This window comes from Plantactinospora soyae (assembly GCF_014874095.1).
Classification (GTDB): domain Bacteria; phylum Actinomycetota; class Actinomycetes; order Mycobacteriales; family Micromonosporaceae; genus Plantactinospora; species Plantactinospora soyae.
The window spans coordinates 295,604-320,662 of record NZ_JADBEB010000001.1; the positions used below are offsets into that span (position 1 = coordinate 295,604).

The 25,059-nt window shown below is 70.6% G+C and carries 26 protein-coding genes and 1 pseudogene; 15 read left to right on the plus strand and 12 right to left on the minus strand.

The annotated features are described in order from the left end of the window. Positions 1 to 89 precede the first annotated feature (89 nt). Positions 90 to 830 carry a hypothetical protein gene (locus tag H4W31_RS01315; protein ID WP_192764960.1) on the plus strand — a complete coding sequence of 247 codons (741 nt, stop codon included), beginning with the start codon at positions 90 to 92 and terminating at the stop codon, positions 828 to 830. Positions 831 to 887: 57 nt separating this feature from the next. Here the strand turns inward: H4W31_RS01315 and H4W31_RS01320 are convergent, their stop codons facing one another. The 3 genes from H4W31_RS01320 to H4W31_RS01330 are packed head-to-tail and all read right to left on the minus strand — an operon-like array spanning position 888 to position 2,946. Continuing rightward, positions 888 to 1,685: an ABC transporter permease gene (locus H4W31_RS01320; RefSeq protein WP_192764961.1), complete on the minus strand. Its 798-nt coding sequence runs from the start codon at positions 1,683 to 1,685 to the stop codon at positions 888 to 890. Beyond that, entirely contained in the window at positions 1,682 to 2,473 is a 792-nt protein-coding gene (locus tag H4W31_RS01325; RefSeq protein WP_192764962.1) for an ABC transporter ATP-binding protein, read from the minus strand. The genes H4W31_RS01320 and H4W31_RS01325 overlap by 4 nt, the downstream gene beginning before the upstream one ends. Continuing rightward, a complete protein-coding gene (locus tag H4W31_RS01330) occupies positions 2,470 to 2,946 on the minus strand; it encodes a hypothetical protein (RefSeq protein WP_225945342.1) in 477 nt (158 codons plus the stop codon). Before H4W31_RS01330 ends, H4W31_RS01325 begins: the two co-directional genes overlap by 4 nt. Before the next feature lie 190 nt (positions 2,947 to 3,136). Here H4W31_RS01330 and H4W31_RS44075 point away from each other — a divergent pair, with 190 nt between their 5' ends. Together H4W31_RS44075 and H4W31_RS01340 are read left to right on the plus strand one after the other, a co-directional pair. Next, on the plus strand, positions 3,137 to 3,544 hold the full coding sequence (locus tag H4W31_RS44075; protein WP_318782969.1) for a GntR family transcriptional regulator: 408 nt from the start codon (positions 3,137 to 3,139) through the stop codon (positions 3,542 to 3,544). After that, positions 3,544 to 4,662 carry a DUF1648 domain-containing protein gene (locus H4W31_RS01340; RefSeq protein WP_192764963.1) on the plus strand — a complete coding sequence of 373 codons (1,119 nt, stop codon included), beginning with the start codon at positions 3,544 to 3,546 and terminating at the stop codon, positions 4,660 to 4,662. Before H4W31_RS44075 ends, H4W31_RS01340 begins: the two co-directional genes overlap by 1 nt. 20 nt (positions 4,663 to 4,682) lie before the next feature. On the opposite strand, the gene H4W31_RS01345 is transcribed toward H4W31_RS01340, so the two are convergent. The 5 genes from H4W31_RS01345 to H4W31_RS01365 all read right to left on the minus strand — a co-directional run bounded on the left by H4W31_RS01345 (position 4,683) and on the right by H4W31_RS01365 (position 9,588). Continuing rightward, entirely contained in the window at positions 4,683 to 4,889 is a 207-nt protein-coding gene (locus tag H4W31_RS01345; protein WP_192764964.1) for a DUF397 domain-containing protein, read from the minus strand. A gap of 13 nt (positions 4,890 to 4,902) precedes the next feature. Then, the gene (locus tag H4W31_RS01350) at positions 4,903 to 5,757 is read right to left on the minus strand and encodes a helix-turn-helix domain-containing protein (RefSeq protein WP_192764965.1); all 855 of its coding nucleotides are present in this window, start codon (positions 5,755 to 5,757) and stop codon (positions 4,903 to 4,905) included. Positions 5,758 to 5,964: 207 nt separating this feature from the next. After that, complete coding sequence (locus H4W31_RS01355) at positions 5,965 to 6,963, minus strand: sigma-70 family RNA polymerase sigma factor (protein WP_225945344.1); 999 nt, start codon at positions 6,961 to 6,963, stop codon at positions 5,965 to 5,967. 496 nt (positions 6,964 to 7,459) lie between these two features. Further along, the gene (gene murQ / locus H4W31_RS01360; protein WP_192764967.1) at positions 7,460 to 8,518 is read right to left on the minus strand and encodes an N-acetylmuramic acid 6-phosphate etherase; all 1,059 of its coding nucleotides are present in this window, start codon (positions 8,516 to 8,518) and stop codon (positions 7,460 to 7,462) included. Positions 8,519 to 8,679: 161 nt separating this feature from the next. After that, positions 8,680 to 9,588: a MurR/RpiR family transcriptional regulator gene (locus tag H4W31_RS01365; RefSeq protein WP_192764968.1), complete on the minus strand. Its 909-nt coding sequence runs from the start codon at positions 9,586 to 9,588 to the stop codon at positions 8,680 to 8,682. Between the two features lie 314 nt (positions 9,589 to 9,902). Here H4W31_RS01365 and H4W31_RS01370 point away from each other — a divergent pair, with 314 nt between their 5' ends. Beyond that, positions 9,903 to 10,613, plus strand: a complete 711-nt coding sequence (locus H4W31_RS01370) for an SDR family NAD(P)-dependent oxidoreductase (protein ID WP_192764969.1) — start codon at positions 9,903 to 9,905, stop codon at positions 10,611 to 10,613. Positions 10,614 to 10,755: 142 nt separating this feature from the next. Here the strand turns inward: H4W31_RS01370 and H4W31_RS01375 are convergent. Continuing rightward, positions 10,756 to 11,436: pseudogene (locus H4W31_RS01375) on the minus strand (dTMP kinase); the annotation flags it as partial. Between the two features lie 242 nt (positions 11,437 to 11,678). On the opposite strand from H4W31_RS01375, the gene H4W31_RS01380 reads away from it, so the two are divergent. From H4W31_RS01380 to H4W31_RS01395, 4 genes are read left to right on the plus strand one after another with little or no spacing between them, the layout of a single operon-like run. Continuing rightward, complete coding sequence (locus H4W31_RS01380; protein ID WP_192764970.1) at positions 11,679 to 12,266, plus strand: nucleotidyltransferase family protein; 588 nt, start codon at positions 11,679 to 11,681, stop codon at positions 12,264 to 12,266. A 27-nt stretch (positions 12,267 to 12,293) separates the two neighbouring features. Next, on the plus strand, positions 12,294 to 12,572 hold the full coding sequence (locus tag H4W31_RS01385; protein WP_192764971.1) for a hypothetical protein: 279 nt from the start codon (positions 12,294 to 12,296) through the stop codon (positions 12,570 to 12,572). Between the two features lie 10 nt (positions 12,573 to 12,582). Beyond that, complete coding sequence (locus H4W31_RS01390) at positions 12,583 to 13,356, plus strand: metallophosphoesterase family protein (RefSeq protein WP_192764972.1); 774 nt, start codon at positions 12,583 to 12,585, stop codon at positions 13,354 to 13,356. A 3-nt stretch (positions 13,357 to 13,359) separates the two neighbouring features. Then, complete coding sequence (locus H4W31_RS01395) at positions 13,360 to 13,500, plus strand: GPGG-motif small membrane protein (RefSeq protein WP_192764973.1); 141 nt, start codon at positions 13,360 to 13,362, stop codon at positions 13,498 to 13,500. Positions 13,501 to 13,664: 164 nt separating this feature from the next. Here the strand turns inward: H4W31_RS01395 and H4W31_RS01400 are convergent, their stop codons facing one another. Next, positions 13,665 to 14,450 carry a M23 family metallopeptidase gene (locus H4W31_RS01400; protein WP_192764974.1) on the minus strand — a complete coding sequence of 262 codons (786 nt, stop codon included), beginning with the start codon at positions 14,448 to 14,450 and terminating at the stop codon, positions 13,665 to 13,667. A 128-nt stretch (positions 14,451 to 14,578) separates the two neighbouring features. On the opposite strand from H4W31_RS01400, the gene H4W31_RS01405 reads away from it, so the two are divergent. The 6 genes from H4W31_RS01405 (at position 14,579) to H4W31_RS01430 (ending at position 21,907) form a co-directional block, all read left to right on the plus strand. Beyond that, entirely contained in the window at positions 14,579 to 15,334 is a 756-nt protein-coding gene (locus tag H4W31_RS01405; protein WP_192771763.1) for an HD domain-containing protein, read from the plus strand. 241 nt (positions 15,335 to 15,575) lie between these two features. Beyond that, entirely contained in the window at positions 15,576 to 16,919 is a 1,344-nt protein-coding gene (locus H4W31_RS01410; protein ID WP_192764975.1) for an ABC transporter substrate-binding protein, read from the plus strand. Between the two features lie 71 nt (positions 16,920 to 16,990). Further along, positions 16,991 to 18,061, plus strand: coding sequence for a carbohydrate ABC transporter permease (locus H4W31_RS01415; RefSeq protein WP_192764976.1), 1,071 nt, complete (start codon positions 16,991 to 16,993; stop codon positions 18,059 to 18,061). 2 nt (positions 18,062 to 18,063) lie between these two features. Further along, positions 18,064 to 19,032, plus strand: a complete 969-nt coding sequence (locus H4W31_RS01420; RefSeq protein WP_404825551.1) for a carbohydrate ABC transporter permease — start codon at positions 18,064 to 18,066, stop codon at positions 19,030 to 19,032. A gap of 75 nt (positions 19,033 to 19,107) precedes the next feature. Then, a complete protein-coding gene (locus H4W31_RS01425) occupies positions 19,108 to 20,133 on the plus strand; it encodes a LacI family DNA-binding transcriptional regulator (RefSeq protein WP_192764978.1) in 1,026 nt (341 codons plus the stop codon). A gap of 52 nt (positions 20,134 to 20,185) precedes the next feature. Next, positions 20,186 to 21,907: a glycoside hydrolase family 13 protein gene (locus tag H4W31_RS01430; RefSeq protein WP_192764979.1), complete on the plus strand. Its 1,722-nt coding sequence runs from the start codon at positions 20,186 to 20,188 to the stop codon at positions 21,905 to 21,907. Positions 21,908 to 22,025: 118 nt separating this feature from the next. Here H4W31_RS01430 and H4W31_RS01435 read toward each other — a convergent pair whose 3' ends face one another. After that, the gene (locus tag H4W31_RS01435) at positions 22,026 to 23,495 is read right to left on the minus strand and encodes an MFS transporter (protein ID WP_192764980.1); all 1,470 of its coding nucleotides are present in this window, start codon (positions 23,493 to 23,495) and stop codon (positions 22,026 to 22,028) included. A gap of 158 nt (positions 23,496 to 23,653) precedes the next feature. Next, complete coding sequence (locus H4W31_RS01440; RefSeq protein WP_192764981.1) at positions 23,654 to 24,529, minus strand: NAD(P)-dependent oxidoreductase; 876 nt, start codon at positions 24,527 to 24,529, stop codon at positions 23,654 to 23,656. A 120-nt stretch (positions 24,530 to 24,649) separates the two neighbouring features. Here H4W31_RS01440 and H4W31_RS01445 point away from each other — a divergent pair, with 120 nt between their 5' ends. Beyond that, complete coding sequence (locus H4W31_RS01445; RefSeq protein WP_192764982.1) at positions 24,650 to 25,054, plus strand: winged helix-turn-helix transcriptional regulator; 405 nt, start codon at positions 24,650 to 24,652, stop codon at positions 25,052 to 25,054. Positions 25,055 to 25,059: the final 5 nt, after the last annotated feature.

The window sequence follows — 25,059 nt, forward strand, 5'->3', positions numbered from 1 at the left end:
GTTGCGTGAGCCTAGGAGGTACCTGTGTGAATCTCGTGAAGCCGGGGTGCGGGAACGATGGAACCACCGGCAGCGGCTAACCTGCCTGGATGACCCCGTCGGAGTCCAGGGAACTGGCCGCTGTGGTGCTCGACCGCCTCGCCCCACGGCTGCCCGAGGCCGCCGCGCCGGACGCCGGCACACCGGGTACGCCGATCCGGCGGCTCTACGAACTGGTGGCGGACCGGCTGCGTACGCTCGGTGAACAGGACGCCCTGGCCGAACTGGTCCGGGACCCCCGAAACGACTCACTGGTGAAACGCCTGCTCGCCAGCGCGGCGACCGAGGACCCGACGTACGCCGGGGAACTCGCCGCCGCCGTCCAGGCGCTGCCCGCCACTGCCGTCCCCGAAGCAGCCCCACCGGCCGCCGGACCGCAGGGGCCCGACGGGCTGCCGACGCGGGGCGGGAAGGCGTCGCGGGCTGAAAAGGCGTCGCGGGCTGAAAAGGCGTCGCAGGCCGCCGCCGACCGGGCGGACGGCCGGCGGCCCCGCCGGTACGGCCCCTGGATCGGGGTGGTGGCGGTGGTCGTGCTCCTGCTGCTCGGCGCCATCGTCGCCCGGTCGGTCGTGGGCGGCCTGGACGGAGCCGGCGGGCTGACCGCCGACTCCGACTGTGCGGAGTACCGGCAGGCGCCACCGGAGGAGCGGGTGGCGGCGATCCGGCAGATCGGGCTGGCCAAGGGAATCTCCGGAGTGGACAGTCCGCTGGTGATGACGGCGGTGGACCAGCTCTGCGAGGCCCAGCCGTCGGCGAAGCTGGGCGACCTGGTCGCCCGGTTCGACGGCTGAGCCCCGACTCGCGCAGAGCCCGGTTCCGGCGCCCCGCCGGCTACCGGAGGGACCGGTTCAGGTGATGTCGCGGCGCATCGGGACGGCGATCGCGAGCACCGCGGCGACGACGGCGTACCCGAGGAGCAGCAGCCCTCCGCCCAGCGGTGACATCAGCTGGACCGGCGTGGTGCCGAGCCCCTCGGCCGCCGCATCGACGATGTAACTGAATCCGGTGAGCGAGGCGGTCGCTCCGGCGGGCAGGAACGGGTAGAGCCGGCTCACCCCGGGGATGATCGCGAGCAGTGGTTCGAGCAGGTAGAAGAACCCGCCGACCACGGCCAGCGCCGCCGTCTGGTTACGGATCAACGCACCGATCCCGACGCCGATCAGGGTGTACGCCGCCATGTTGAGGGCCAGTCGGGCGAACAGTTCGAGGATCAGTCCGGTGGACAGGCCGGGAACCACGCCCTGGGTCGCCGCACCGAGGAAGAACGCCGCCGCGCCGGAGCCGGTGAGCACCAGGCCGTACACCAGACCGGCGAGACCGTAGGTGACCAGTTTCGACAGCAGTACCTGCCAGCGTCGGGGCGCGAACAGGAAGGTGAAGTCGATCGTCCCGTGCCGGTGCTCGGCGGGGACGGCCAGCGCGCCCAGCAGCGCCGGAATGAACATCGTGTATCCGACCATGCCGAGGATGGCCCGTACCCCGGTCTCGGTGTCGATTCCCGGCATGGGTGGGTCGAAGTTCTCCGGGCCGACCAGGGTCAGCAGGCCGATCAGGCCGCCCCCGCACGCCACGGCGATCACCAGTGCCACCGGCCAGAGCCGGGCGGCCAGCAGCCGACGGAACTCGGCCCTGATCAAGCGGATCATCGCGCACCCTCCATACGGTCGGCGGCCGCCCTGCCGGTGGTCAGTCGATCGGTCGGCGGCCGGTCTGCCGCCGCCCTGCTGGAGGTCAGACGGAGAAAGAGCTGTTCCAGGCTGGCGGTCTCGCCGACCAGTTCGGTGAGCCGGCCGGCGACCACCTTCCGACCGTCCCGGATCACCACCACGTCGTCCACGATCTGCTGGACCTCGCTGAGCACGTGACTGGAGATGAGGACGGTGCGTCCCTCCCGGGCCAGCTCCCGCAGGAAGTCGCGCAGCCAGGCGATGCCCTCGGGATCGAGGCCGTTGCCCGGCTCGTCGAGCAGCAGTACCCGGGGATCACCGAGCAGCGCGGTGGCGAGATTGAGTCGCTGCCGCATCCCGGTCGAGAACGTCCTCGTCCTGCGGTGCGCCACCCGACCCAGGTCGAGCAGGTGGAGCACCTCCTCGACCCGGCTGTCCGGGTAGCCGCCCATCGCGGCGTACGTCCGCAGGTGGTTCCGGGCGGTGTGGCCCGGGTGGAAGGCGGACGCGTCGAAGACGGCGCCGACCGTACCGGACGGCCGGGGCAGGTCCCGGTAGCGCCGGCCGCCGATCCTCGCGCTGCCGGAGGTCGGGTTGACCAGTCCGAGGATCATCCGCATCGTGGTCGTCTTGCCCGCCCCGTTGGGTCCGAGGAACCCGGTGACGGCGCCGGGCCGGATGGTGAAGCTCAGGTCCTGCACGGCGGTGACCGTGTCGAACCGCTTGGTCAGGTTGGACACCTCGATCGAGAGCAGCTCGCCGGTCATGCCCGCTCTCCCGTCCTCGGGCCCGGCGCGGTGCCGGCCCGCCCGGTCGCCCTGCCGGCCCACTCTGTCGCCGGACCGTTCTGCCCTGGCGGCGCGCCATCCTGCTCCGTCGCCGCGATGCTCTGCGCGATGGTCCGGACCAGTCGCGCCGCGTCCCGGGTCGAGAAGACGACCTCGTCGAACCCGCCGTCCACGGTGGCGCTGTCGAGCCACAGGTGCAGTCCGGGAATGCCTCGGCGGGCGTACACCAGTTGCCGGGGGCCGGTGAGCAGTCCCCAGACGCCGATCTTGACAACCCCGCTGACCAGGTACCCCCGGCGCATGCCACGGGCCAGTCGCAACGGTCGGTCCGCGTACGCGACCTGGCGTACGGACCGCAGCGGCACGGTCAGCGTCCGACGACCGAGCCAGAACCGTTCCATGCCCTGGAACTCGAAGGTCAGTACCTCGTTGGAGATCCTCATCGTCGCCATCAGCTCACCTACGTTCGCCTCGGTGGTGCGCGATCGCGCCCCACGACGTTCCGCTTCCGGATCATCCGATCCGAGCGCGGCCATCTGTTCTATAAGTTGTATAGCAGACGACCAAGCCGATGGCGAGCCATCTACGGCAAGCTTGCCGAACCGGCCCATCTGTTCTATAACTTGTGGAACAGGTGGAGGGGTGGCCGACGTGATAATCGAGGTGGACCCGAACAGCGAGGTCCCGATCTACCAGCAGCTTCGTGATCGCGTGGTCGAGGCCATCGCCACCGGAGCACTCCGCGAGGGCAGTCCGTTGCCCTCCACCCGGGCCCTGGCCACCGACTTCGGCATCAACTTCCACACCGTCAACAAGGGGTACGACCTGCTACGCCAGCAGCGACTGCTCCGGATCAACCGCAAGTCCGGCGCGGTCGTGCTCCGGGACGGCAGCTCGGGTCCGCCCGCTCCGGAGTTCGCCGAGGAGTGGACCAGTCGGGCCAGGACACTGCTCGCCGAGGCCACCGCCCACGGCCTGGCCCGGGAAGAAGTGCTCGACATCTGCCGCAAGGTCCTCGAGACGTTCGGCGAGGGACAGGAGGAGTCGTGATGCTGACAGCCGTCGGATCGACCGCAGGTCTGCTGATGGTCGCCATCTCCGCCTGGGTGATGCCCTCGATCCAGCGACCGACGCTGCCGTTCGGCGTCCGGGTGCCCGCCCAGCGGGCCACAGACGCCGCGATCGTCGAACAGATCCGCGCCTTCCGGGCCCAGGTCACGGTGAGCGCCCTGCTCGGTCTGCTCGTCAGCGTCGTCCTCATCGCCACCGTCGGCACCGACGTCGACGAGACCGCCACGGCACTCGTCGCCGCCGTACCGATGGCGGCGCTACTGCTCCTGGTCGGGGCGTTCTACCTGCGGGCTCGCGGGACGATCCTGCGGGTCAAGGCCGACGACGGCTGGTACAGCGGGGTCGCCCAGCGGGTCGCCGTGGACACCTCGCTGCGTACCGGACCGGAACGGCTGCCCTGGGAGTGGGCGGTGGTGGCCATGCTGACCCCACTGGTCACGCTCGCCGCCGGAATCGCCCTCTACCCGGACATGCCGGCCCAGGTACCGATGCGGACCAACGGATCCACAGTGGAGGCGTGGCAGGCGAAGTCGCCGTGGGTGATCGTACTGCCGGTCGGCATCCAACTGCTCACCACGGCCCTCCTGATCGCCCTGCTCGCCTGGTCGTTCCGGTCCCGGGCCGATCTGGAGCCCTCGGCACCGAAGCGCTCGGCGGCGCAGCACCGGCTCTTCCTCCGCCGCATCTCCCGCGCCGTGCTGGTGCTGGCCACCTGCATGAACGCCGCGATCCTGTTCGCCGTGGTGCCGGTGTGGCAGGGTCGGGTGCCGGGCCCCTGGGCGACCACCGGCCTGATCCTGTTCTCCCTGCTCGGCGCCGGCTACCTGGTCGTCGTCACGGTGCGTACCGGCCAGGGCGGCAGCCGGATCGCCACCGACCGGGACGCGGCGGCGGAACGACCGGACAGCGCGCACACCGACGACGACCGGCACTGGCGGTTCGCGGGCTTCTGCTACGTCAACCGCGACGACCCGGCCATTCTGGTCCAGAAGCGCGTCGGCGTCGGCTGGACGCTGAACCTCGGCAACCCCCGGAGCATCGCCATCGTGGCGAGCGTGCTGGCCCTGGTGGCGGTCGGCGCGTTCCTGGCCCCCTGACGGCCGCGGCAGCCGGCCGGTCAGGTCCGACGCCGGGTGTCCGTCCCGAGGCCCGCGAGGAAGGTCACCCAGGCGGTCGGGGCGAACCGGAGTACGGCACCGGCCGTGTCCTTCGAGTCCCGTACCCCTACCCCGGGAGCAAGCCGGGCCACCTCGACACAGTTGCCTCCCTCGCCACCGGAGTGGCTGCTCTTCCACCAGATCGACGCACTTTCTTCCGGCAACATCCCGCCCGGTCCCTCATTTCCAGGAGGCCGCCGTCTCTCTGAGCAGCCGCGCCGATTCTTTCCGCGACAACGCTGCCGCAACCAGGTGGTCGAAAGCAAGCGCGAACGAGGCGATCTGGGCCGGCTCGTCGATGTAGAGCGCGCCGGTGCGGTGTTCGGTGTAGACCAACCCCGGTTCGGTGGGCTCGGTGAAGCCGAGCAGCACGAACGGCCGCCCGAAAGCGGTGTACGCCGGACTGCTGAACCGCACCACCCGCAGCTCGACGTTCGACCGCTCGGCCAGCGTGGCGAGGTAGCCGAGCTGCTCGCGCATCGTGCTGCCGTCGCCGACCCGGCAGCGCAGCACCGCCTCGCCGAGGACCACCCGCAGCCGTACCGGGCCGGGTTCGGTGAGCCGGCGTTGCCGGGCCAGCCGGAGTTCGACCTGCCGGGTCAGTTCCTCGGCCGGGGCGAGCGGCTGGGTGGCCCGGATCAGCGCGGCGGCGTACGCCTCGGTCTGCAACAGGCCGGGCACCAGATGCGTCTCGGCGGTACGGATCTCGGTCGCCTCGGACTCCAGTCCGACGTAGACCTCGAACCAGTCCGGGATCGCACCGCCGTACGTCACCCACCAGCCGCGCTGGGTCGACTGCTTGGCCAGCGTCGCCAGCACGTCGCGGGTGCGCTCGTCGGCCACGCCGTAGATGTCGAGCAGCCCGAGCACGTCCCGGGGGTGGGTGGAGTGCTTGCCCGCCTCGATCCGGGAGATCTTGGCATCCGAGCACTTCATCCGCTGCGCCACCTGCAGGAGGGTGAGCTGCTCCCGCTCGCGCAGCCGGCGAAGCTCGATGCCGAGCCGGCGGCGCCGCGCGGTCGGACTGATCGGCACAGAAGCCTCCCCAGGGGCACTCTCGGATGCGATACCCGCACCGCCGGGTCGGCGGTCCCGGCGACTGGCCCACCTTAGTTAGTTCTCGCCGCCACGGAAGCCGGAGGAGACGGTAGTGGCCGGCGCCCCGCTGGGGACGCCGGCCACTGTCCGGTCGATCAGAAAGCTCGCGCTCCTACATATTCAGGAGGCCACGAGGTGGGGCGGTCAGGCCGCTGCCAGTCCTTCGGCTCGGGCCAGCTCGCGCAGCCGGCCCAGGGCCTGGATCTCCAACTGCCGGATCCGCTCCCGGGAGAGCGAGAACCGGGACGCCACCTCGGTGAGCGAGTGCTCCCGACCGTCCTCCAGGCCGTACCGGGCCCGCATGATGCCGGCCGAACGGTCGTCGAGGTGGTTGAGCAGCCCCTCGATGCGCTGCCGCTCCAGGCCGGTCAGCACGATCTCCTCGGGCGACGGTGCGTCGCTGTCGGCGACCAGGTCACCGAGGTTGGTGTCCCCGTCGTCCCCGACCGGGGTGTCCAGCGACACCGTGTCCTGCGACCAGCGGACCAGCTCGTGGACCCGCTCCACCGGTACGCCCAACGCTGCCGCGATCTGCTCCGGCTCCGGGTCGGAACCCAGTTCACGGGTGAGCTGGCGGGCCACGTTGCGCATCCGGTTGACGTCTTCGACCAGGTGCACCGGCAGCCGTACGGTGCGCTCCTGCTGGGCGATGGCCCGGCTGATCGCCTGGCGGATCCACCAGGTGGCGTACGTCGAGAACTTGTAGCCGCGCTCGTAGTCGAACTTCTCGACCGCCCGGACCAGGCCGGTGTTGCCCTCCTGAATCAGGTCGAGCATCGGCATGCCGGACCGGACGTACCGGCGGGCGATCGACACCACCAGCCGGAGGTTCGCCCGGATGAACAGGTCCTTGGCCCGCTCGCCCTCGACCACCAGCCGCTCAAGCTCCGCGTGGCCCACGCCAACCGGCAGCTTGTCCTCGTCGATGAGATGTTCGGCGTAGAGGCCTGCCTCGATGGCTTTGGAGAGGTCGACCTCCGCGGCGGCGTCGAGCAGCGGTGTGCGGGAGATCTCGTGCAGGTACACGCCGACCAGGTCGCGCTCCTCGGCGACCTCGTCGGTTCGCATCACGATCTTCTTCTCCACGTTCCCCACGGTCCCCTCGTCGTTCCTCCCGGTGGCCCGGGTTCCTGCTCCTGCCATCCCCACGTCCATCAGCCCTCCCCGTAACTTCCGCTGTGCGCCGCGGTGCTGACACCTACACAACAGTTGAGACGCGTTGGGGATTCCATCTCGTGGGTCGAAAGTGTCACGAATGCCTGAGTAGTTGCTGAAAGCACGATCGACGTTTGCTGTCAGTCGTCCCTATCGGGGCATGTCGGAGCCGGCGACGCTGCAGCTACGGGGGCCTGCATCGGCTATCGCACCATCACCACACAACGACACACAGCGATCCAGGTCACTGGGTTGCTGCGATTCTCGTCACGCTGCGATATACGCAGGCCACGCCGAGTCGGTTCATCCCGCCGCCACGGAAGGGTTACCCCCTCCGGCTGGGTAACAATCCGCAGCCCGGCTAAAGTCCCCGCCGCTCGGGCAGGGCGAAACGATCTCCGTCGGGCCGCTCCGGGCGGTCCTGCACGGCTCCGGGGCTCGACGGCCAACTCGTCCCGGCGAATGGCCGAACCTGAGCCGGCTCTCAGCTGGCGAGCAGCGCGATGGCACCCCGGACCTGGTTGGCCGAGCGTTCCAGCGCGGCCCTGGCGTCCGCGACGGCCGCACCGGACAGCAACGACACCAGGGCGGCTTTCAGGTCACCGTCGGCCTCGGTCAATGCCCGCTGGGCGACCTCTTCGGCGCAACCGGTCGCTTCCACCAGAATCGAGATCATTCGGCCCCGCAACTTCGCGTTGGTGGCCACCATGTCAATCATCAGGTTTGAGTAGACCCGACCGAGCCGCACCATCACGGCCGTGGAAAAGCCGTTCAGGACCAGTTTCTGGGCCGTCGCGGCCTTCATCCGCGTGGAGCCGGTAACCACCTCGGGTCCGGTGTCCACCCCGATGAACACCGTCACCGATCGCGCCGCCGCGGCACTCGGATCGGCGCAGAACAGCACGGTATCGGCGCCCAGGTCGGTTGCGGCCCGGAGCGCGCCCAGCACGTACGGCGTACGTCCGCTGGCGGCCAGTCCGACCACCAGGTCGCCGGCCCGTACGCACTCGCGTGCCTCCGCGGCACCGCCGGCCTCGTCGTCCTCGGCATCCTCGACGGCCCGCCACATCGCCTCCGGCCCACCGGCGAGGTGGGCGCAGAACCAGCGGTCCGGCGCGTTGAAGGTGGGCGCCAGTTCGGCTGCGTCGAGCACGCCCAGCCGCCCCGAGGTACCGGCGCCGAAGTAGTGCACCCGACCTCCGCCGCGCAACGCCGTCACGGCCAGTTCGACCGCGACGGCGATCTCGTCGAGCACCGTGGCGACGGCGGCGGGAACCCGTCGGTCGTCGTCGTTGATCACCTTCAGCACGTCCCGGGTGGACATCAGGTCCAGTTCCGAACTGCGCGGATTCCGGCGCTCGGTCGGCGAACTGACCCGTACCACGGCGCGCGGATCCTGGTCACGGCCGCCCCGGTGGCCGGCGACCGGTCCCGGGTCGTCCGGCCGGTAGGCCGGCTCGGCCAGCGGGTAAGGCGACCCCGCGTCGGATTCCAAACGCGGGGTGGCGGCGAGCGAACCGGGCTCGACCCGTTCGGCCGTCATGTCCGCCCCCCACCGCGTCGACAACCGCCGAACCACTCGCTCATGCCCCCGCCCCACTCCGCCTGTTCATGCCCCCACGGCTCCGCTCGGTGATCGCCTGCGGCAGCGCCGCGCCGAGCCAGCCTGTCCGCCCGCTCATGCCCCTGCCCCGCTCCATCCGGTCATGACCGCCGCCCCTTGACCCGGTGCGGCTGCACCGCCTCGGCGGTGACTTCGAGCGCCTTCTTCGCCCTGGCCCGGTTGCGGGCCGCGACCCCGACGAAGAGGCAGTCGACCACCGTCAGCTGGGCCAGGCGGCTGGCCATCGCGCCGGACCGGTACGTCGTCTCCCGAGCCGCCGTGGTGAGCACGAAGTCGGCGACCTCGGTGATCGGCGAACGCGGGAAGTTCGTCAGCGCGACCGTGGTCGCCCCGCGCGCCCGCGCCTGTTCCAGCACCTCGACGGCGTCCAGCGTCGTACCGGTGTGCGAGATGCCCACCGCGACGTCGCCCTTGCCGAGCAGGGCCGCCGAGGTCAGTGCGACGTGCACGTCCGGGAAGTAGAACGCGGTCCGGCCGATCCGGTGCAGTTTCTGCTGGAAGTCGGAGGCTACGAAGCCACTCGCCGCGGCGCCGTAGATGTCGATCCGGCTGGCGCCATTGATCGCCTCGACCACCTGTTCGCAGACGGCCGGGTCGAGCTGCTCGGCCGTCTCCTCGACCGCGCGCGCGTCGCTGAACGCGATCGTCGCGATGATCTGCGCCATGTCGGCGCCGGGTGGGATGTCACCGCCGACGACCCGGGCGTCCGGCGGCTCGACCCGGCGGGCGGCCTCGGCCGCGAGCCGGATGCGCAGCTGCGGGTAGCCGTCCATGCCGACCGAACGGCAGAACCGGATGACGGTGGCCTCGGACGTCTCGGCCGCGGTCGCCAGATCGGTGATCGTACGGCGAGCCGCATCGGCGGGATCCGCCACGACGAGTCTCGCCACCCGTTGTTCGGCGGGCGACAACGACGGCAGCAGGCCGCTGATATGGACAATCAGCCCAGCCGTCTCATGACTCGCAGAAACCTTCGCAGACTTCACCACGGATGAAACTTACTTTCACGGAGGCGGGAGCGTCAACCGTGACGCGCTACACCTGCGAAAGTACGCCCAACGGGTGGGATATTGCGGCCGGTTAATCCGGCCGAGCGTGCCATTCCCACGACACGTTCGTCGCGGCGGAGGCGCCGAGACGCCGGACCGGACGGCGAGCGGGTGAATCGTCATCCATCGATAGGTCTGCCCAGGTCGACTTTACCACCGGCCGGTACACCGCCCGGCCGCCGGCAACTCGCGGTACGTCCTCGCCGTCGCGGCGACGGGACGGCGGGACCGGTGGTACCGATAGCGTGGCAGCCATGGCGGATCGAAGTGTGCTCATCACCGGTGGCCTGGGCGGCCTCGGCGGCGCGGTCACCGACGCGTTCGTCGCCGCCGGTTGGCGGGTGGTCCTGCCCGTACGGTCGGGTGCCACCGACCTCGGGTCGACGTCCGGCGGCACGGCGCAGGGCCCCGGGGTGCTCCGGTTGGCCGCCGATCTCACCGATCCTGAGCAGGTCGCCAGGACGGTCGACGCCGCCGCGAACGACGCCGACGCCCCGCTGCGGGCGGTGGTCAACCTGGCCGGCGGGTACGCCTCCGGCGGCCGGATACACGAAACCCCGGTCGCCGACTTCGAGCAGATGCTCGTCCGCAACCTGCGCCCGACGTACCTGGTCACCCGGGAGGCGTTGCCGTACCTGGTGGACGCGGGCGGCGGGGCGGTGGTCTGCGTCTCGTCCCGGGCGGCACTCGCGCCGTTCCCGGGTGCCGCCGGTTACGTCACGGCGAAGGCGGCCGTGCTCGCCTTCGCCTCGGCGGTCGCCGTCGAGTACCGGCAGTCCGGGGTCCGGTGCAACACGGTCGTCCCGAGCGTCATCGACACGCCGGCCAACCGGGCGGCTGCGCCCAACGCGGATCACTCACGTTGGGTGGCACCGGCGGAGATCGCCGGGGTGATTCGCTTTCTGGCCAGCGACGAGTCGGCGCCGACGAGCGGCGCGACCATACCGGTGTACGGCCGGGCCTGACCGCCCCCGCGTCCGCCGTCCTCGCCTCGGCCTGCGCGGACGGGCCGATGACCGGGTCCGGGGTACCGAGCGGGTCGGCGGCGACCGGCTCGTCCTGCCGGGGCGGTGCGGTCGGGTCGGTCGGGGTCGCCTCCGGCCGGTGGGGAACGGGCCGGCGGGTCGGTGTGGGATCCGGCGGGGTCACCTCGGCCGGCAGCCACTGCCGCAGCCCGGCCTGGATCGCCCGGGTCACCTCGTCCGGGCCGCGGTTGGCGTCGACGACCACGAACCCGGCGAACTCCGGCAGCGACCGGTACGCCGCCACCCCGGCGGCCAGGAAGTCGATGTTCTCGTGGTCGGTGCCCCGGGCCTCGATCCGCCGGTACGCCTCACCCGGCTCCACCGCGAGCAGAAACGTGACATCGGGCGGCGGAAAGAGCCGGTAGAGCACCCGGGCCAGCCCTTCCCAGCGCCGCCCGCCGCCGTGTGCCCGGATGCTGGCGTACTGGCAGACGGCGTACCGGTCCATCACGGCGACCCGCGAATGCAACCGGGACCGGAGCAGGGCCCGCGCGATGGCCATCCAGCGCAGCGCCGACTCGGCGAAGAGCATCCCGTCGCGGCCCAACAGGCGCTGCGCGTCCCGTCGGCCCAACTTGCGCGCCAGCCGGCTGAACCAGCGTCGTCCGCCGGCATTCTGCCAGTAGGTGGCCGGCACACCGGCCGAGGTCAGCGCGTCCGCCAACCGGTGCGCCTGGGTGGTCTTGCCCGAACCGTCGATCCCGACCAGGGCCACGGAACGCAGCCGTCCCCCGCCATGCCGCTCCTGCAGAGTTGGGGCCACGCTCAGCAACGGTACCTGGCGGGCGCCGCCCTCCGGCGGCGATAGCGCCGCCGGTACGCCCTTTCCGCCGTTGTGCCGGGCCTTCACGCAGGCCAGCCCGGGCCACCCGGAGGGAAGTAGCCGGATGTCCGGTTCCGTCCCCTGCCCCCGCTCCCCACCAGGTGTGAACGAACGAGGTGCCGGGTACCGGTAAATCCGGACCCACCGCCCAGATGCCCGACACCACCGACATGGGAGACCCGATGGATCACCGAGGCGACGAGACCCTCCTAGCCACCCTTAAACGGGTCGCCGCCGTCCTCAAGCAGTCCGAGATTCCGTTCGCCCTGGGCGGCAGTTTCGCCGTCTACGCCCACGGCGGCCATTCCAGCGACCACGACGTGGACTTCCTCATCCGGGAGCAGGACACCGAGCGCGCCCTGGAGGCGTTGGTCGAGGCCGGCTTCACCGCCGACCGCCCGCCGGAGGACTGGCTCGTCAAGGTCTGGGACAACGACCGGCTGGTGGACCTCATCCACCGGCCGATCGAGACCCCGGTGACCGACGAGACCTTCCGGGACACGGTCGTCCGGCCGGTCGACGCCATCCACATGCCGGTGCTCTCGGCGACCCACCTGATGGTGCACAAACTGCTGAGCTTCTCGCAGCACTACTGCGACTTCGCCCGAGGACTGCCCCTCGCCCGGTCGCTGCGCGAGCAGATCGACTGGGACCGGGTACGCAAGGAGACTGCGCATTCCCCCTATGCCGAGGCCTTCCTGGTACTGCTGGACCGGCTGGACGTGGTGTCCTACCGCCCGGTCGGCGAGGAGAAGGAGGTAACGGCGTGACGACGACGAACGCGGCGAGGAGGCGGCATGGGCCAGCGTGACGCGGAAGCGGGCACCGATCCGCCGGACGACTATCTGGAGGCGGCGATCCAGCGCCTGCTCACCGAGAACACCGAGATCGCCGAGCAGGGCATCACGGTGACCCGCCGGGACCACTCGGTGGTGCTCTGCGGCGAGGTGGAGAGCGCACAACGACGCGAGGAGATCCTCCGGCTGGTCCTGGAGCGCTTCCCGCAGGTGCCGGTGACGGTCGACATCGGACTGATCCGGACCCAGGCACCGACCGAGGTGGAGGAGTTGCGGTGAGGGAGACGACATGGTGATCCGGATCGCGGCCGTCGGCGACGTGCACCTGGACCAGGACGTGGTCGGACGGTTCCGGCCGGCGCTGGAGCAGTTGCCGGACAGCGCCGACGTACTGCTGCTGGCCGGTGACCTGACCCGGCACGGCACCGAGTCCGAGGCCCGGTGCGTGGCGACCGAGTTCGGTGGCCTGGGAGTGCCGGTGGTGGCGGTGCTGGGCAACCACGACTACCACTGCGACCAGGTACCGGCGGTGATCCGGATCCTGGAGGACGCCGGGATCCTGGTACTGGAGGGCACGAACGTGGTGCTGGACTGCACCGGGGTACGGCTCGGCATCGCCGGCGCCAAGGGGTTCGGCGGAGGCTTCGCCGGACGCTGTGCCAGCGAGTTCGGCGAGCCGGAGATGAAGGACTTCGTCCGGACCACCAGCGCCATCTCCGAGCAGCTCGGCGTGGCGCTACGGGAGATGGACTGCGACGTACGGGTGGCGCTGACGCACTACGCGCCGGTACCCGACACCCTGGTCGGCGAGCCGCCGGAGATCTATCCGTTCCTCGGGTCGTACCTGCTCGGTCAGGCCATCGACTCGGCGCCGACCGAGCTGGCCGTGCACGGGCACGCGCACGCGGGCAGCGAGCGGGGCACCACTCCGGGCGGGGTCCGGGTTCGCAACGTCGCCCACCCAGTGATCAAGCAGGCGTACAGCGTGTTTCACCTGCATGAGCCGTACGCCACAGCCACCGGCGGCAAGGTTTCCGCGATCAGCGGCTCGGGTAGTTCCTGAGACATGGAATTTTTGCTCTGGATTCTCGCGGTAGTACTCGTGGTCGCCGGCGTGTTCGCACTGTTCCGGCGGCAGATCCTCTGGGGCGTCGTGCTCATCGTCGTAGGGCTGATCGTCGGCCCCTTCGGCGTCAGCATCTTCTAGCTGGCCCGTCCAGCGGGCCGGTTCGATCAGCGCTCAGAGACAGCACCAACCTCTCCTCATCAGCCCACCGGGGTCGTCGGACCCGGGTCTTCGTCCTCCCCCTGAAGACCCGGACCCGACGACCCCGGTTTCACGTGTGTGCGGGGCCTACCGGCCGTACCCGCTCAGCAGCGGGGTACGCCCGGGATGTAGCCGTCGTAGCCGGTCAGGACGTACGTGTCGGAGATGAACCGCCCGGTGCCGATCCGGTCCCAGATGTTGCTGGTGCCGTAGGTGCCGGTCACGGTCGTACCGGCGGTCTGGCAGTGGATCGTGACGCCGGCTCCGTCGGCCACCGTGCCGACCGAGGCGTAGGTGGTGCCGGGGCCGGAGCGGACCGTGAGCGCGGTACCCGCGGTGTTCACCGTGCCCGAGCCGGTGCCGGTGCCCCCGCCGGAGCAGGCGTTGTCGCTGGTGTAGGTCCGGGTGCCCCAGTAGAGCGCCAGCGTCCCGTTGAACCGGACCTGGACCGCGCTGCCACCCGACCGCTGCTCGTAGTGCAGGTGCGGGCCGGTGGACCCGCCGGTCGTGCCGACGTACCCGATGACGGTGCCGTAGTCGACGGTCCGGCCGACGGCGGTGTTGAAGCCGTTCAGGTGGGCGTAGTACGTCGTGAAGCCGCCACCGTGGTTGATCCGGACGTACTTGCCGTAGCTGGTGCCGCCGAGGTCGGCGACCACGTCGACGGTGCCCGGCGCGCTGGCCACCACCGGGTCGCCCTGGTCGTCGGTCCGGTTGAAGTCGACGGCGTTGGTCGGGCTGTGGTTGGTCCGGGTCTGGCCGGACCAGGACTGGCCGCAGGGGAACGGAACCTTGAACGTTGGCGCGGCGGCGGCCGGCGAGGCCGGCACGAGCACCACGGCGGCCAGGAGCAGGCCGCTTCCGACGAGGGCAAACAGGCGCGAACGCATACAGGGACCTCCATGGCGAAAGTTTTCCATGTGTCGATTAATCCTGGCAGAAAACTTCAAACATGGAAAGGGCGCGTCCGGGCGCCACGGAGCCCTCCGGTTGGGGCGATCCGGTATACCTGGACGTCATGGCCTCGCCGACGTACCTGATGACCATGCCGTTGCACGCCGTGACCGAGGTGTACGGCGAAGCCGGCCTCCGGGACCGGTTCGGGCTGGAGACGGCGCGCTTCGATCCGGTGGAGCGGGACCGCCTGGCGGCGGCGCTGGACCTGGCCGGCACGCTGCACCGCGACGACCGCCGGGTACGCGAGCCGTACGTCAACCACCTGCTCCGGGTCGCGATCCGGATCATCTGCTACTACCACGTCACCGACGTGGACGTGATCGTCGCAGCCCTGCTGCACGACGCCGTGGAGGACCATCCGGCGGAACTGGCCGGGCTGCCCGCCGACACCTCCGGCCCGGTCGCCACCCCGGCCGCGCTGGCCGCCGTCGCGCAGCGGTTCAACCCCCGGGTCGCCCGACTCGTCGCGGCGGTGACCAATCCGGAGTACGACCCCGACCGCGACCGGAACGAGCAGTACCGGGCGCACCTGGCGGAGAGCCTCGACCGGGAGCCGTGGGCCCGGGTGATCAAGGTTTCCGACTTCACCGACAACGGCGTGGGGGTCATCCACACCACCGGCGACAAGGTGCACCGCTCGGCCCGGAAGTACCGGCCCCTGGTGCCGCTCTTCCGCGACCTGGTCAGCCGGCCGGACACGCCGTTGTCGGCCGAGGTGCGGACGCACATCTTCGGTCAACTCGACCTCGCCGAAGAGCGCTTCGCGGCCATTCTCGACGACCCGCAGGACGTGCCGGCGAGCCGGCCGGTGGGATAGCCGACCGCCTCCGCGACCAGGTTCCGGCGGGCCGCACGCCCGGCCGTCCGGGAGTTCCACAGGTGGATGCTGGCCGGCCGCGCCCAACGCCCGACCACCGCCGGGTTTCCGAATCGTTACGGCCTCGTGGCTCTGCGGGTCTGGACGCCTCTCCTTGCAAGCGCTTACATGTGGGAACGCCCACAGTCCGGCACGGGAGCCCCTCAGGGCGACCGGCACGCCGGCTCGAAAGGAGGACGGCATGGCGGTCAAGTCCAGACCACGCCAGGCCCTCGTTATCGCCAGCGTGTTGACCCTGGCACTCGGCGCCACCGCCTGTTCCGGCGAGAGCGACAGCGGGCTCGACCCGGACTCTCCGGAGTGCGCCCCGTACACGAACTACCAGGGTCACGATGGTGAGTCGGTCTCCATCTACGCGTCGATCCGGGACAAGGAGGCGGACCTGCTCCGCGAGTCCTGGAAGCAGTTCGAGGACTGCACCGGCATCGAGATCGATTACGACGGCAGCGGCGAGTTCGAGGCGCAGCTCCAGGTCCAGGTGGACGGCGGCAACCCGCCCGACCTGGCCTTCATCCCCCAGCCCGGTCTGCTGGCCCGGTTCGCCCAGGCGAACAAGCTCAAGCCGATGACGCCGGAGCTGAAGACCATCGCCGACGGCAACTACCCGGCGGACTGGCTCAAGTACGCCACCGTCGGCGGGCAGCTCTACGGCACCCCGCTCGGCGCCAACGTGAAGTCCTTCGTCTGGTACTCGCCGAAGATGTTCACCGAGAAGGGCTACCAGGTGCCCACCACCTGGCAGGACCTGATGACGCTCAGCGACAAGATCGCCGCCACCAACCAGAAGCCCTGGTGCGTCGGAATCGAGTCGGGTGAGGCCACCGGTTGGCCCGCGACCGACTGGGTCGAGGACCTGATGCTGCGTACGCAGACGCCGGAGGTCTACGACCAGTGGACCACCCACGGCATCCCGTTCAACGACCCCCGGGTGGCCCAGGCCTTCGAGCAGGTCGGCTCGGTGCTGAAGAACCCGAAGTACGTCAACGGCGGCTACGGTGACGTGAAGAGCCTGACCACCACCCCGTTCCAGGAGGGTGGCCTGCCGATCCTGCAGGGCCAGTGCACGCTGCACCGGCAGGCGAACATCTACGGCAACTACCTGCCGGCCGGCACCAAGGTCGCCCCGGACGGCGACATGTACGCCTTCTACCTGCCGACGATCGACCCGAGCAAGGGCAAGCCGGTGCTGGTTGCCGGCGAGTTCACCGTGGCGTTCACCGACACGGAGGCGACCAACGCGGTTCGCAGCTACCTCGCCTCCGGTGAGTACGCCAACTCACGGGCCAAGCTCGGCAACTGGATCACGCCGAACAACAAGCTGGACGTGAGCACCGTGACTCAGGAGGTCGACAAGCTCTCGATGCAGCTCCTGCTCGACAAGAGCGCGGTCTTCCGGTTCGACGGCTCCGACCTGATGCCCGCCGCCGTCGGCTCGGGCACCATGTGGAAGGGCATGGTCGACTGGATCAACGGTAAGGACACCAAGAGCACCCTCGACTTCATCGAAGGCTCCTGGCCGAAGTAGACACCCCCGGCGGTCCGGCCCCATCCAGGGGCCGGACCGCCGGCTTCCGCCCTATCGGCCTGGAGGCGCTGATGGAGTTCGCCGACGAGGCACCGAAGCTACTGATGCTGCTGTACGGCCTGATCGCGTTCGCGGTCGTGGTCGGCGGCCTGCTGGTGCTGCTGGACGTCGTACCCGCGTGGTTCGCCCGACGCCGCGAGGCCGCCCTGCTCGCGGCGGCAACGACCGGCGGGGCGGGAACCGCCGCGCCACCGCCGGCGCGTCGCCGCTCGGTGGCCAACCGCCGGGAGGGTGGTCTCGGGCTGTTCTTCCTGCTGCCCACCCTGCTGCTGCTGGCCGTCGGGCTGATCGTCCCGGCCATCCGGACCTTCCTGCTGTCCTTCATGGACGGAGGTAGCCGGAACTGGGTCGGGTTCAGCAACTACACCTGGATGTTCAGCCAGGACGAGATCTTCAGCGTGCTGACCAACACCCTCGTCTGGGTGATCCTGGTCCCGCTGGTGGCCACCGCGATCGGCCTGATCTACGCGGTCCTGGTCGACCGGGCCCGGTTCGAGTCGGTGGCCAAGGCCCTGATCTTCATGCCGATGGCCATCTCGTTCGTCGGCGCCAGCATCATCTGGAAGTTCGTCTACGCCTACCGGTCCGGCGAGTACGACCAGATCGGCCTGCTCAACCACGTCTGGAAGATGCTCGGCGGCGAGCCCCAGCAGTGGCTCTCCAACCCGCCGCTGAACACCCTGCTGCTGATCGTGATCATGATCTGGATCCAGGCCGGCTTCGCCATGGTGGTGCTCTCGGCGGCGATCAAGGCCATCCCGGGCGACGTCATCGAGGCCGCCCGGCTCGACGGGGTCAACCCCTGGCAGATGTTCTGGCAGATCACGATGCCGAGCATCCGGCCGGCGCTGATCGTCGTCGTGGTCACCGTCTCGATCGCCACGCTCAAGGTCTTCGACATCGTCCGGACCACGACCAACGGCAACTACGACACCGGTGTGATCGCCAACGAGATGTACAACCAGGCCTTCCGGTTCGGCCAGACCGGACAGGGCTCGGCCCTGGCCGTCTTCCTCTTCGTGCTGGTGATCCCGATCGTGATCTACCAGGTCCACAACCTGCGCAAGCAGCGGGAGGTATGAAGATGACCACCACGACCCCGCCCGCGCTGGCCAGTCCGCCCGTCAAGCCGACCGGACCGGAGACCCGGGCCGCCCGGGTACGTCGACGCCTGAACAACCCCGTCGCGACCGGCATCTCGATCGTCATCGCGGTGATCTGGACGATCCCCACCTTCGGCCTCTTCGTCTCCTCGTTCCGGCCCGAGGACGAGATCAAGACCACCGGCTGGTGGACGGCGTTCACCGACCCGCAGTTCACCCTCCAGAACTACCAGGAGGTGCTGTTCGGCCGGTCCGCGTCCTCGGGGCAGCTCGCCGGCTACTTCATCAACTCGATGGTGATCACCATCCCGTCGGTGCTGTTCCCGCTGGCCTTCGCCGCGCTCGCCGCGTACGCGCTGTCGTGGATCAACTTCCGGGGCCGGGACTGGGTCTACATCGGAATCTTCGCGTTGCAGATCGTGCCGCTGCAGATGGCCCTGGTGCCACTGCTCAGCTTCTTCTCCGAGGGGGCGAGCGTGGCCGGTATCCCGCTCACCCCGGCCTGGAACCTGGAGGACGAGGGGAAGTTCGTCCAGGTCTGGTTCGCGCACACCTGCTTCGCCCTACCGTGCGCCGTCTTCCTGCTGCACAACTTCATCTCGCAGCTTCCGAAGGACCTGATGGAGGCGGCCCGGGTCGACGGGGCCACCCACCCGAAGATCTTCCGCTCCATCGTGCTGCCGCTGATCGTGCCGGCGCTGGCCGCGTTCGGCATCTTCCAGTTCCTCTGGGTCTGGAACGACCTGCTGGTGGCGCTGATCTTCGCCGGTGGCGGCAGCGAGACGGCCCCGCTGACCGTACGGCTCGCCGAGCTGGCCGGTACCCGGGCCAACGAGTGGCAGCGGCTGACCTCCGGCGCGTTCATCTCGATCGTCGTACCGCTGATCGTGTTCCTCTCCCTGCAGCGTTACTTCGTGCGTGGCCTGCTGGCCGGCGGCGTCAAGGGCTGACCGGACCCCGGCACCAGCCCCGCCCCGGCGCCCGGCACCCACGGCCGGTGGGTACGCCCGGAACAGGATGGCACCGTGACCAGAATCGAGGACGTCGCCCGGCTGGCGGGGGTCTCCACCGCCACCGTCTCCCGGGCGCTGCGGGGGCTGCCGACGGTGTCCGAGGCGACCCGGACCCGGGTGCTGCTCGCCGCCGAGCAACTCGACTACAGCGCCTCCCCGAGCGCGTCCCGGCTGGCCGGCGGCAAGACCGGCACGGTCGCGGTGATCGTTCCCCGGATCACGCCCTGGTTCGTCGGCGCCGTGGTCGAGGCCGCCGAGGAGGTGCTGCACCGCGCCGGGTACGAGCTGCTGCTCTACAACATCGGCGGCCGGGAGCACGCCCGGCAGCGCCTGCTGCACCGGGCCAACCTGCCCAAGCGGGTCGACGCGGTGATGCTGGTCGCCACGCCGATGGGCCCCGACGACCTGGCGACGATCGCCAGCCTGGCGCTGCCGGGCGTCACCGTCGGCTCGGGCACGGTGGTGCCGGGCTGGCCGAGCGTCCGGATCGACGACCAGGCGGCCGGGCGGACCGCCACCGAACACCTGCTGGGCCTCGGCCACCGCCGGATCGCCTGCGTCTGGGGCGATCCCGCCGACGAGTACGCGCATCCCGCCCACCTGGAGCGGCGGCGCGGCTACCAGGAGGCGCTGAACGCCCTCGGGGTAGTGCCCGAACCCCGGCTCAGCGTGGCGAACAGGCCGGACGCCGAGGGCGGGCGCCGGGCGACCGAGGAACTGCTCTCCCGGGGCGACCCGCCGACCGCGATCTTCGCCAGTTGCGACGAGATGGCCATGGGGGCGGTGAACGCCCTTCGGACCGCCGGCGTACGGGTGCCGCAGGAGATCAGCGTGGTCGGCATCGACAACCACGACCTGGCCGGCGCGTTCGGGCTGAGCACCGTGGCCCAGCCCGCCGCCGAGCAGGGCCAGCTCGCCGCCGGTACGTTGCTGGGTCCACTGGCCGGCCGGTCCCGGACCGACGGCGAGCCGACCCCGGTGATTCTGCCCACCTGGCTCGTCGCGCGTGACTCGACCGGTCCGCCTCGGGAAGACTGAAGGTCAACCGGTCCGCGCACGACGGGAGAGCACCCTGAACACGCCCGACACGATGTCCGAGTCCGCCCTGCCCGCCGCCACCTCCACCGGCACCGAACCGGACGTCGCCCACCAGGCCGACCCGCCGGACCCCTGGTGGCGGCACGCGGTCATCTACCAGATCTATCCCCGCTCGTTCGCCGACTCCGACGGCGACGGCATCGGCGACCTGCCCGGGATCATCGCCCGGCTGGACCATCTGGTCGAACTCGGGGTCGACGCGGTCTGGCTGTCCCCGTTCTATCCGTCGCCACAGGCGGACGCGGGCTACGACGTGGCCGACTACCGCGACGTGGACCCGATCTTCGGCCGGCTGGCGGACGCCGACCAACTCCTGGCGGCGGCCCGCTCGCGCGGACTGCGGGTCATCGTGGACCTGGTGCCCAACCACACCTCGTCGGCCCATCCGTGGTTCGGCGCCGCGCTGGCCGCCGGTCCCGGTGGCCAGGCGCGGGCCCGCTACGTCTTCCGGGACGGCCGTGGCCCGGCCGGCGTCGAACCGCCGAACGACTGGCAGAGCGTCTTCGGCGGGCCGGCCTGGACCCGGGTGACCGAACCGGACGGCCGGCCGGGGCAGTGGTACCTGCACCTGTTCGACACCGGCCAGCCGGACCTCAACTGGGACCACCCGGAGGTACGCGCCGAGTTCGTCGACATCCTGCGGTACTGGCTCGACCGGGGCGTGGACGGCTTCCGGGTCGACGTCGCGCACGGCCTGATCAAGCAGGCCGACCTGGCCGACTGGAAGCCGCAGATCGAGCCCGTCTCCGGCCCCGGTACCGAGGGCCCCCGCCCACCGATGTGGGACCAGGACGGCGTACACGAGATCTACCGGGACTGGCGACGGGTGCTGGACTCCTATCCGGGCGAACGCATCCTGGTCGCCGAGGCGTGGGTGCAGCCCGCCGAGCGGCTGGCCGCGTACGTCCGCCCGGACGAGATGCACCAGGCGTTCAACTTCGAGTACCTGGAGGCGTCCTGGAGCGCCCCGGCCCAGTACGCGGTGATCACCCGTTCGTTGGCCGCCTCGGCGGCGGTCGGCGCCCCCACCACCTGGGTGCTCTCCAACCACGACGTGCTGCGGCACGCGACCCGGCTGGCGCTGCCGATCGGTACTCCCCGGCCCCGTGGCATCGGCGTCGACGATCCGCAGCCGGACCCGGTACTGGGGCTGCGCCGGGCCCGTGCCGCCACCCTGCTGATGCTCTCGCTGCCCGGATCCGCCTATCTCTACCAGGGCGAGGAGCTGGGCCTGCCGGAGCACACCACGCTGCCCGACGAGGCCCGCCAGGACCCGACTTGGGAACGCGGCGGCCACACCGAGCGGGGCCGCGACGGCTGCCGGGTGCCGATCCCGTGGGAGGCGGACGCGCCGTCGTACGGCTTCGGGCCGACTGACGCCAGCTGGCTGCCGCAACCGACCCTCTGGGCCGAGTACGCCCTGGACCGGCAGCGCGGGGTGGCCGGCTCGACGTACGAGGTGTACCGGACCAGCCTGCGGCTGCGCCGCGAGCTGCGACTCGGCACCGGCAGCGTGTACTGGCTGGAGAGCCCGGACGGGGTGCTCTACTTCCGCAACGGCGAGCTGCGGGTGCTGACCAACTTCGGTGCCGAGCCGGTCGAACTGCCCGACGGTGCCGAGCTGGTGCACGCCAGCGGGCCGCTCGACGGCGCCGGCCGGGTACCCACCGACGCCACCGTCTGGCTGCGGATCGACGAGCCCGGGGCGGGCTGAACGGCACGCTTCCCGGCACCGGGATGGTGGACCGGTGCCGGCCGCGGCACGGCGCCGGACCCGGTGCCGGCCGCGGCGCTCTGGCTACGCTCGCAGAACCGGCGGCGGGACGTAGGGCTCAGCCTCGATGGTCGCCCCGCTCCGGGGCCACCTCGGCGACCCGCTCGTCCATCACCTCGCCGGCCCGCTCGGTGAGCAGCTCGTGCACCTCGCGGATGTCGCGGGGCGCGGTACGCGAGGCGAGCCAGTACATGATGCCGGTGGGGATGAAGAAGAGCTGGAACGCGGCCAGCCCGACGGCGAAGTTCATCGGCGGCGGGAACGCCGACCGCAGCGCCTGGGCGGCCACCCCGATCAGCCCGTTGCCGGCCGCCCGACCCACCCCGTTGACCAGGTTGCCGAGGCTGTAGACGGTGCCCCGGTGCTCCGGCGGGTTGACGTCGGCGATCAGCGCGAACCAGTTCGGCGAGTTCGCCGAGGTCAGGCCGAGCGCCAGCAACGCGGCGAGCAGGCCGAACCCGACCGTGGGCTCGGAGAACACGCTGCCGAACACGGCTCCGGCCACCGCGCTCGCGCCGGCACCGTCCGGCACGTCGATCCGGATCGGCACGAAGAACAGCACCGCGTAGAACGGCACCGCGGCGAGGATGCCGATCGCCGCGACCATGGCCCGACCCCGGGGCGTACGTCGTTGTGCCGCGTCGCCGATCAGCCCGCCGACGATGGAGAGCACCCCGCCGAGTTGGAACAGCACGGCGAAGATGCTGCCCACCATGATGGCGGTGGCCGACGAGTACCCCTGGTCCTCGGCGCGCTCCCGGAACAGCGCCGGCAGCCAGACCAGCGACCCGAACGCCACCTGGGCGGTGAGTCCCTGCAGGATGAGCCAGCGGTTGGTCCGGCGGTCGAGGATGGTCGGCAGGTCGGCCCGGCTGATCCGGTAGTCGTAGTCCCCGCCGACCGCGAGGGCGCCCCTCAACTCGGTTTCGCTCTGGCCCCGCCGGATGTCGTAGGTCAGCAGGTACGCCAGCGTCGCGACCAGGCCGACGGCGCTGAGCAGCAGGAACGGCCGGCGCCAGTCGTGGGCGCCGATTACCCCGCCGACCAGGGTGCCGGCGAGCGTGCCGATGCCCTGGGACAGTCCCCAGAAGCTCAGCACCACACCCCGGCGGCGTGGCGTGACCAGGTCGGTGACCACCGAGAAGCCGACCGAGCCCACCGCGCCCAGCCCGATCGCGGCCAGCACCTGCGCGCCGAAGAATGCCAGGTACGTCGGGGCGAAGGCGCTGCCGGCGGTACCGGCGGCCCAGAGCAGCGTGCCGATCATGAGCAGCGGCTTGCGGTTGGTGCGGTCCCCGAAGTACGCCCAGCCGACCGAGGCGACCGCGCTGACCAGGAAACTCGTCGCGGTGACCGCGCCGATCGCCCCTCGGCCGACGTCGAGGGCCGGCGCGATGGAGTCGTAGAGCGGCGGCACCAGCCCGATCGCCACGTTGTCGAGCGAGGCGAGCACGACGAAGACCGTGACGCTGTAGAACCGGTGGACCGGTCCCCCGCCCCGGACGGCTCGCGGACCACCGATCGTCATTCCCGGCACTCAACCAGGATCAGGTAACGGTGCGATGACGGCGCGTCCGGGGTGGCGTACCCGGATATGCCTGACATTCCGCGCGGCCGCTGGCCGCTGCCTCGGTAGACCGGACCGGGTGTGGCGGGCTGGTGGACCCGGCCCGCCGCACCGCCGGGTCAGCCGGGTTGCCGGATGCTCTCGACGATTCGGGCGAAGCCGTCGGTTCCGTGCCCGGCGTCGATCTGGCGCCGGATGAGCCGCTGGACCATGTCGACCACCTCGGTGCTGATCCCCTGGTCGGAACTGGCCGCCACGATGTCGCCGAGATCGGAGAACTCCAGGCTCTGCTGCCCGGCAACCGTGTAGTCGCCGCCGTCGACGACCGTGGCGATCTCCTGGAAGGCGCCGGTCATCGCGGTCAGCCACGGCGCGGCCATCGCGGCGAACTCACCGGCCGTCATGCCCGCCGGCGCGACCATGGCGGCGCCGTGGACGAACCCGGCGAACATGACGTACATCCCGGCGAGCAGGGCCAGGTCGTAGAGCGAGGCCAGCCCGGCGTCCGTACCGTGGTAGCTGCTCGCTCCCCACTGGTCGAACAGCGGCTTGTACTGCTCGAATGCGACCGCCGAGCCGCTGTAGAGGATCGACGATCCGGGCTGGCCGATCATCGCCGGGACGGCCATGATCCCGCCGTCCAGGTACTCCACCCCGGCGTCGGCGGCCCAGGCGGCCAACTCGCGCGCCTGCGCCGGTGACGTCGTGGTCAGGTTGACCAGGACTCGGCCGGTCAACTCGGCGGCGAGCGGGTCGAGCACCTCGTGCACCGACGCGTGGTCCAACAGGCAGGCGATGACCAGCCGGCTGGCCCGTACCGCCTCACCCGCCGTGTCGACGGAGACCGCGCCCTGGCCGACGAGATCGCCCGCCTTCCCCGCCGAGCGGTTCCAGACCGTTGTCGGATGTCCGGCCTTGAGCAGGGCCGCCGCGAGCGCGCTACCCATCGCACCCAGGCCGAGAACACTCACCTCAACATCGTCGTACGTCGTCATGTCGCTGGCTCCCCTCGTGATTGTGCTTCGGTGCGATCCTTCCCGGGTACGGATAAAGTTGACCAGTACCGACTATTTAGTGCGGTACTTACCTTTCTGTAAGTAGGCCCTGGAGGGCAGATGGCAACGACAGCGCGGCGCGGCCCCTACTTCTGCGGAATCGACGCGGCCATGGACGTCGTCGCCGGGAAGTGGAAGTCGCTGATCCTCTGGGAGTTGGACCACTGGGGCACCCGTCGGTTCGCCGAGTTGCGGCGCGGCCTGCCCGGCGTCAGCGAGAAGATGCTGATCCAGCACCTGCGGGAGATGGAAGAGGACGGGCTCGTCCATCGTGAGGTGTACCGCGAGGTGCCGCCGAAGGTGGAGTACTCGCTGACCGAGCACGGCGTCTCGCTCAATGCCGCGCTGGCCTCGCTGGGCAACTGGGGGACCGAGCGCATCCGGCGGATCGGCGCCGAGAAGGTCTCGGTCGACGTGGCCGGGACGGCTCCCCGGGAACCGGTCGGCGCGACACCCGCTAGCTAGAAGTC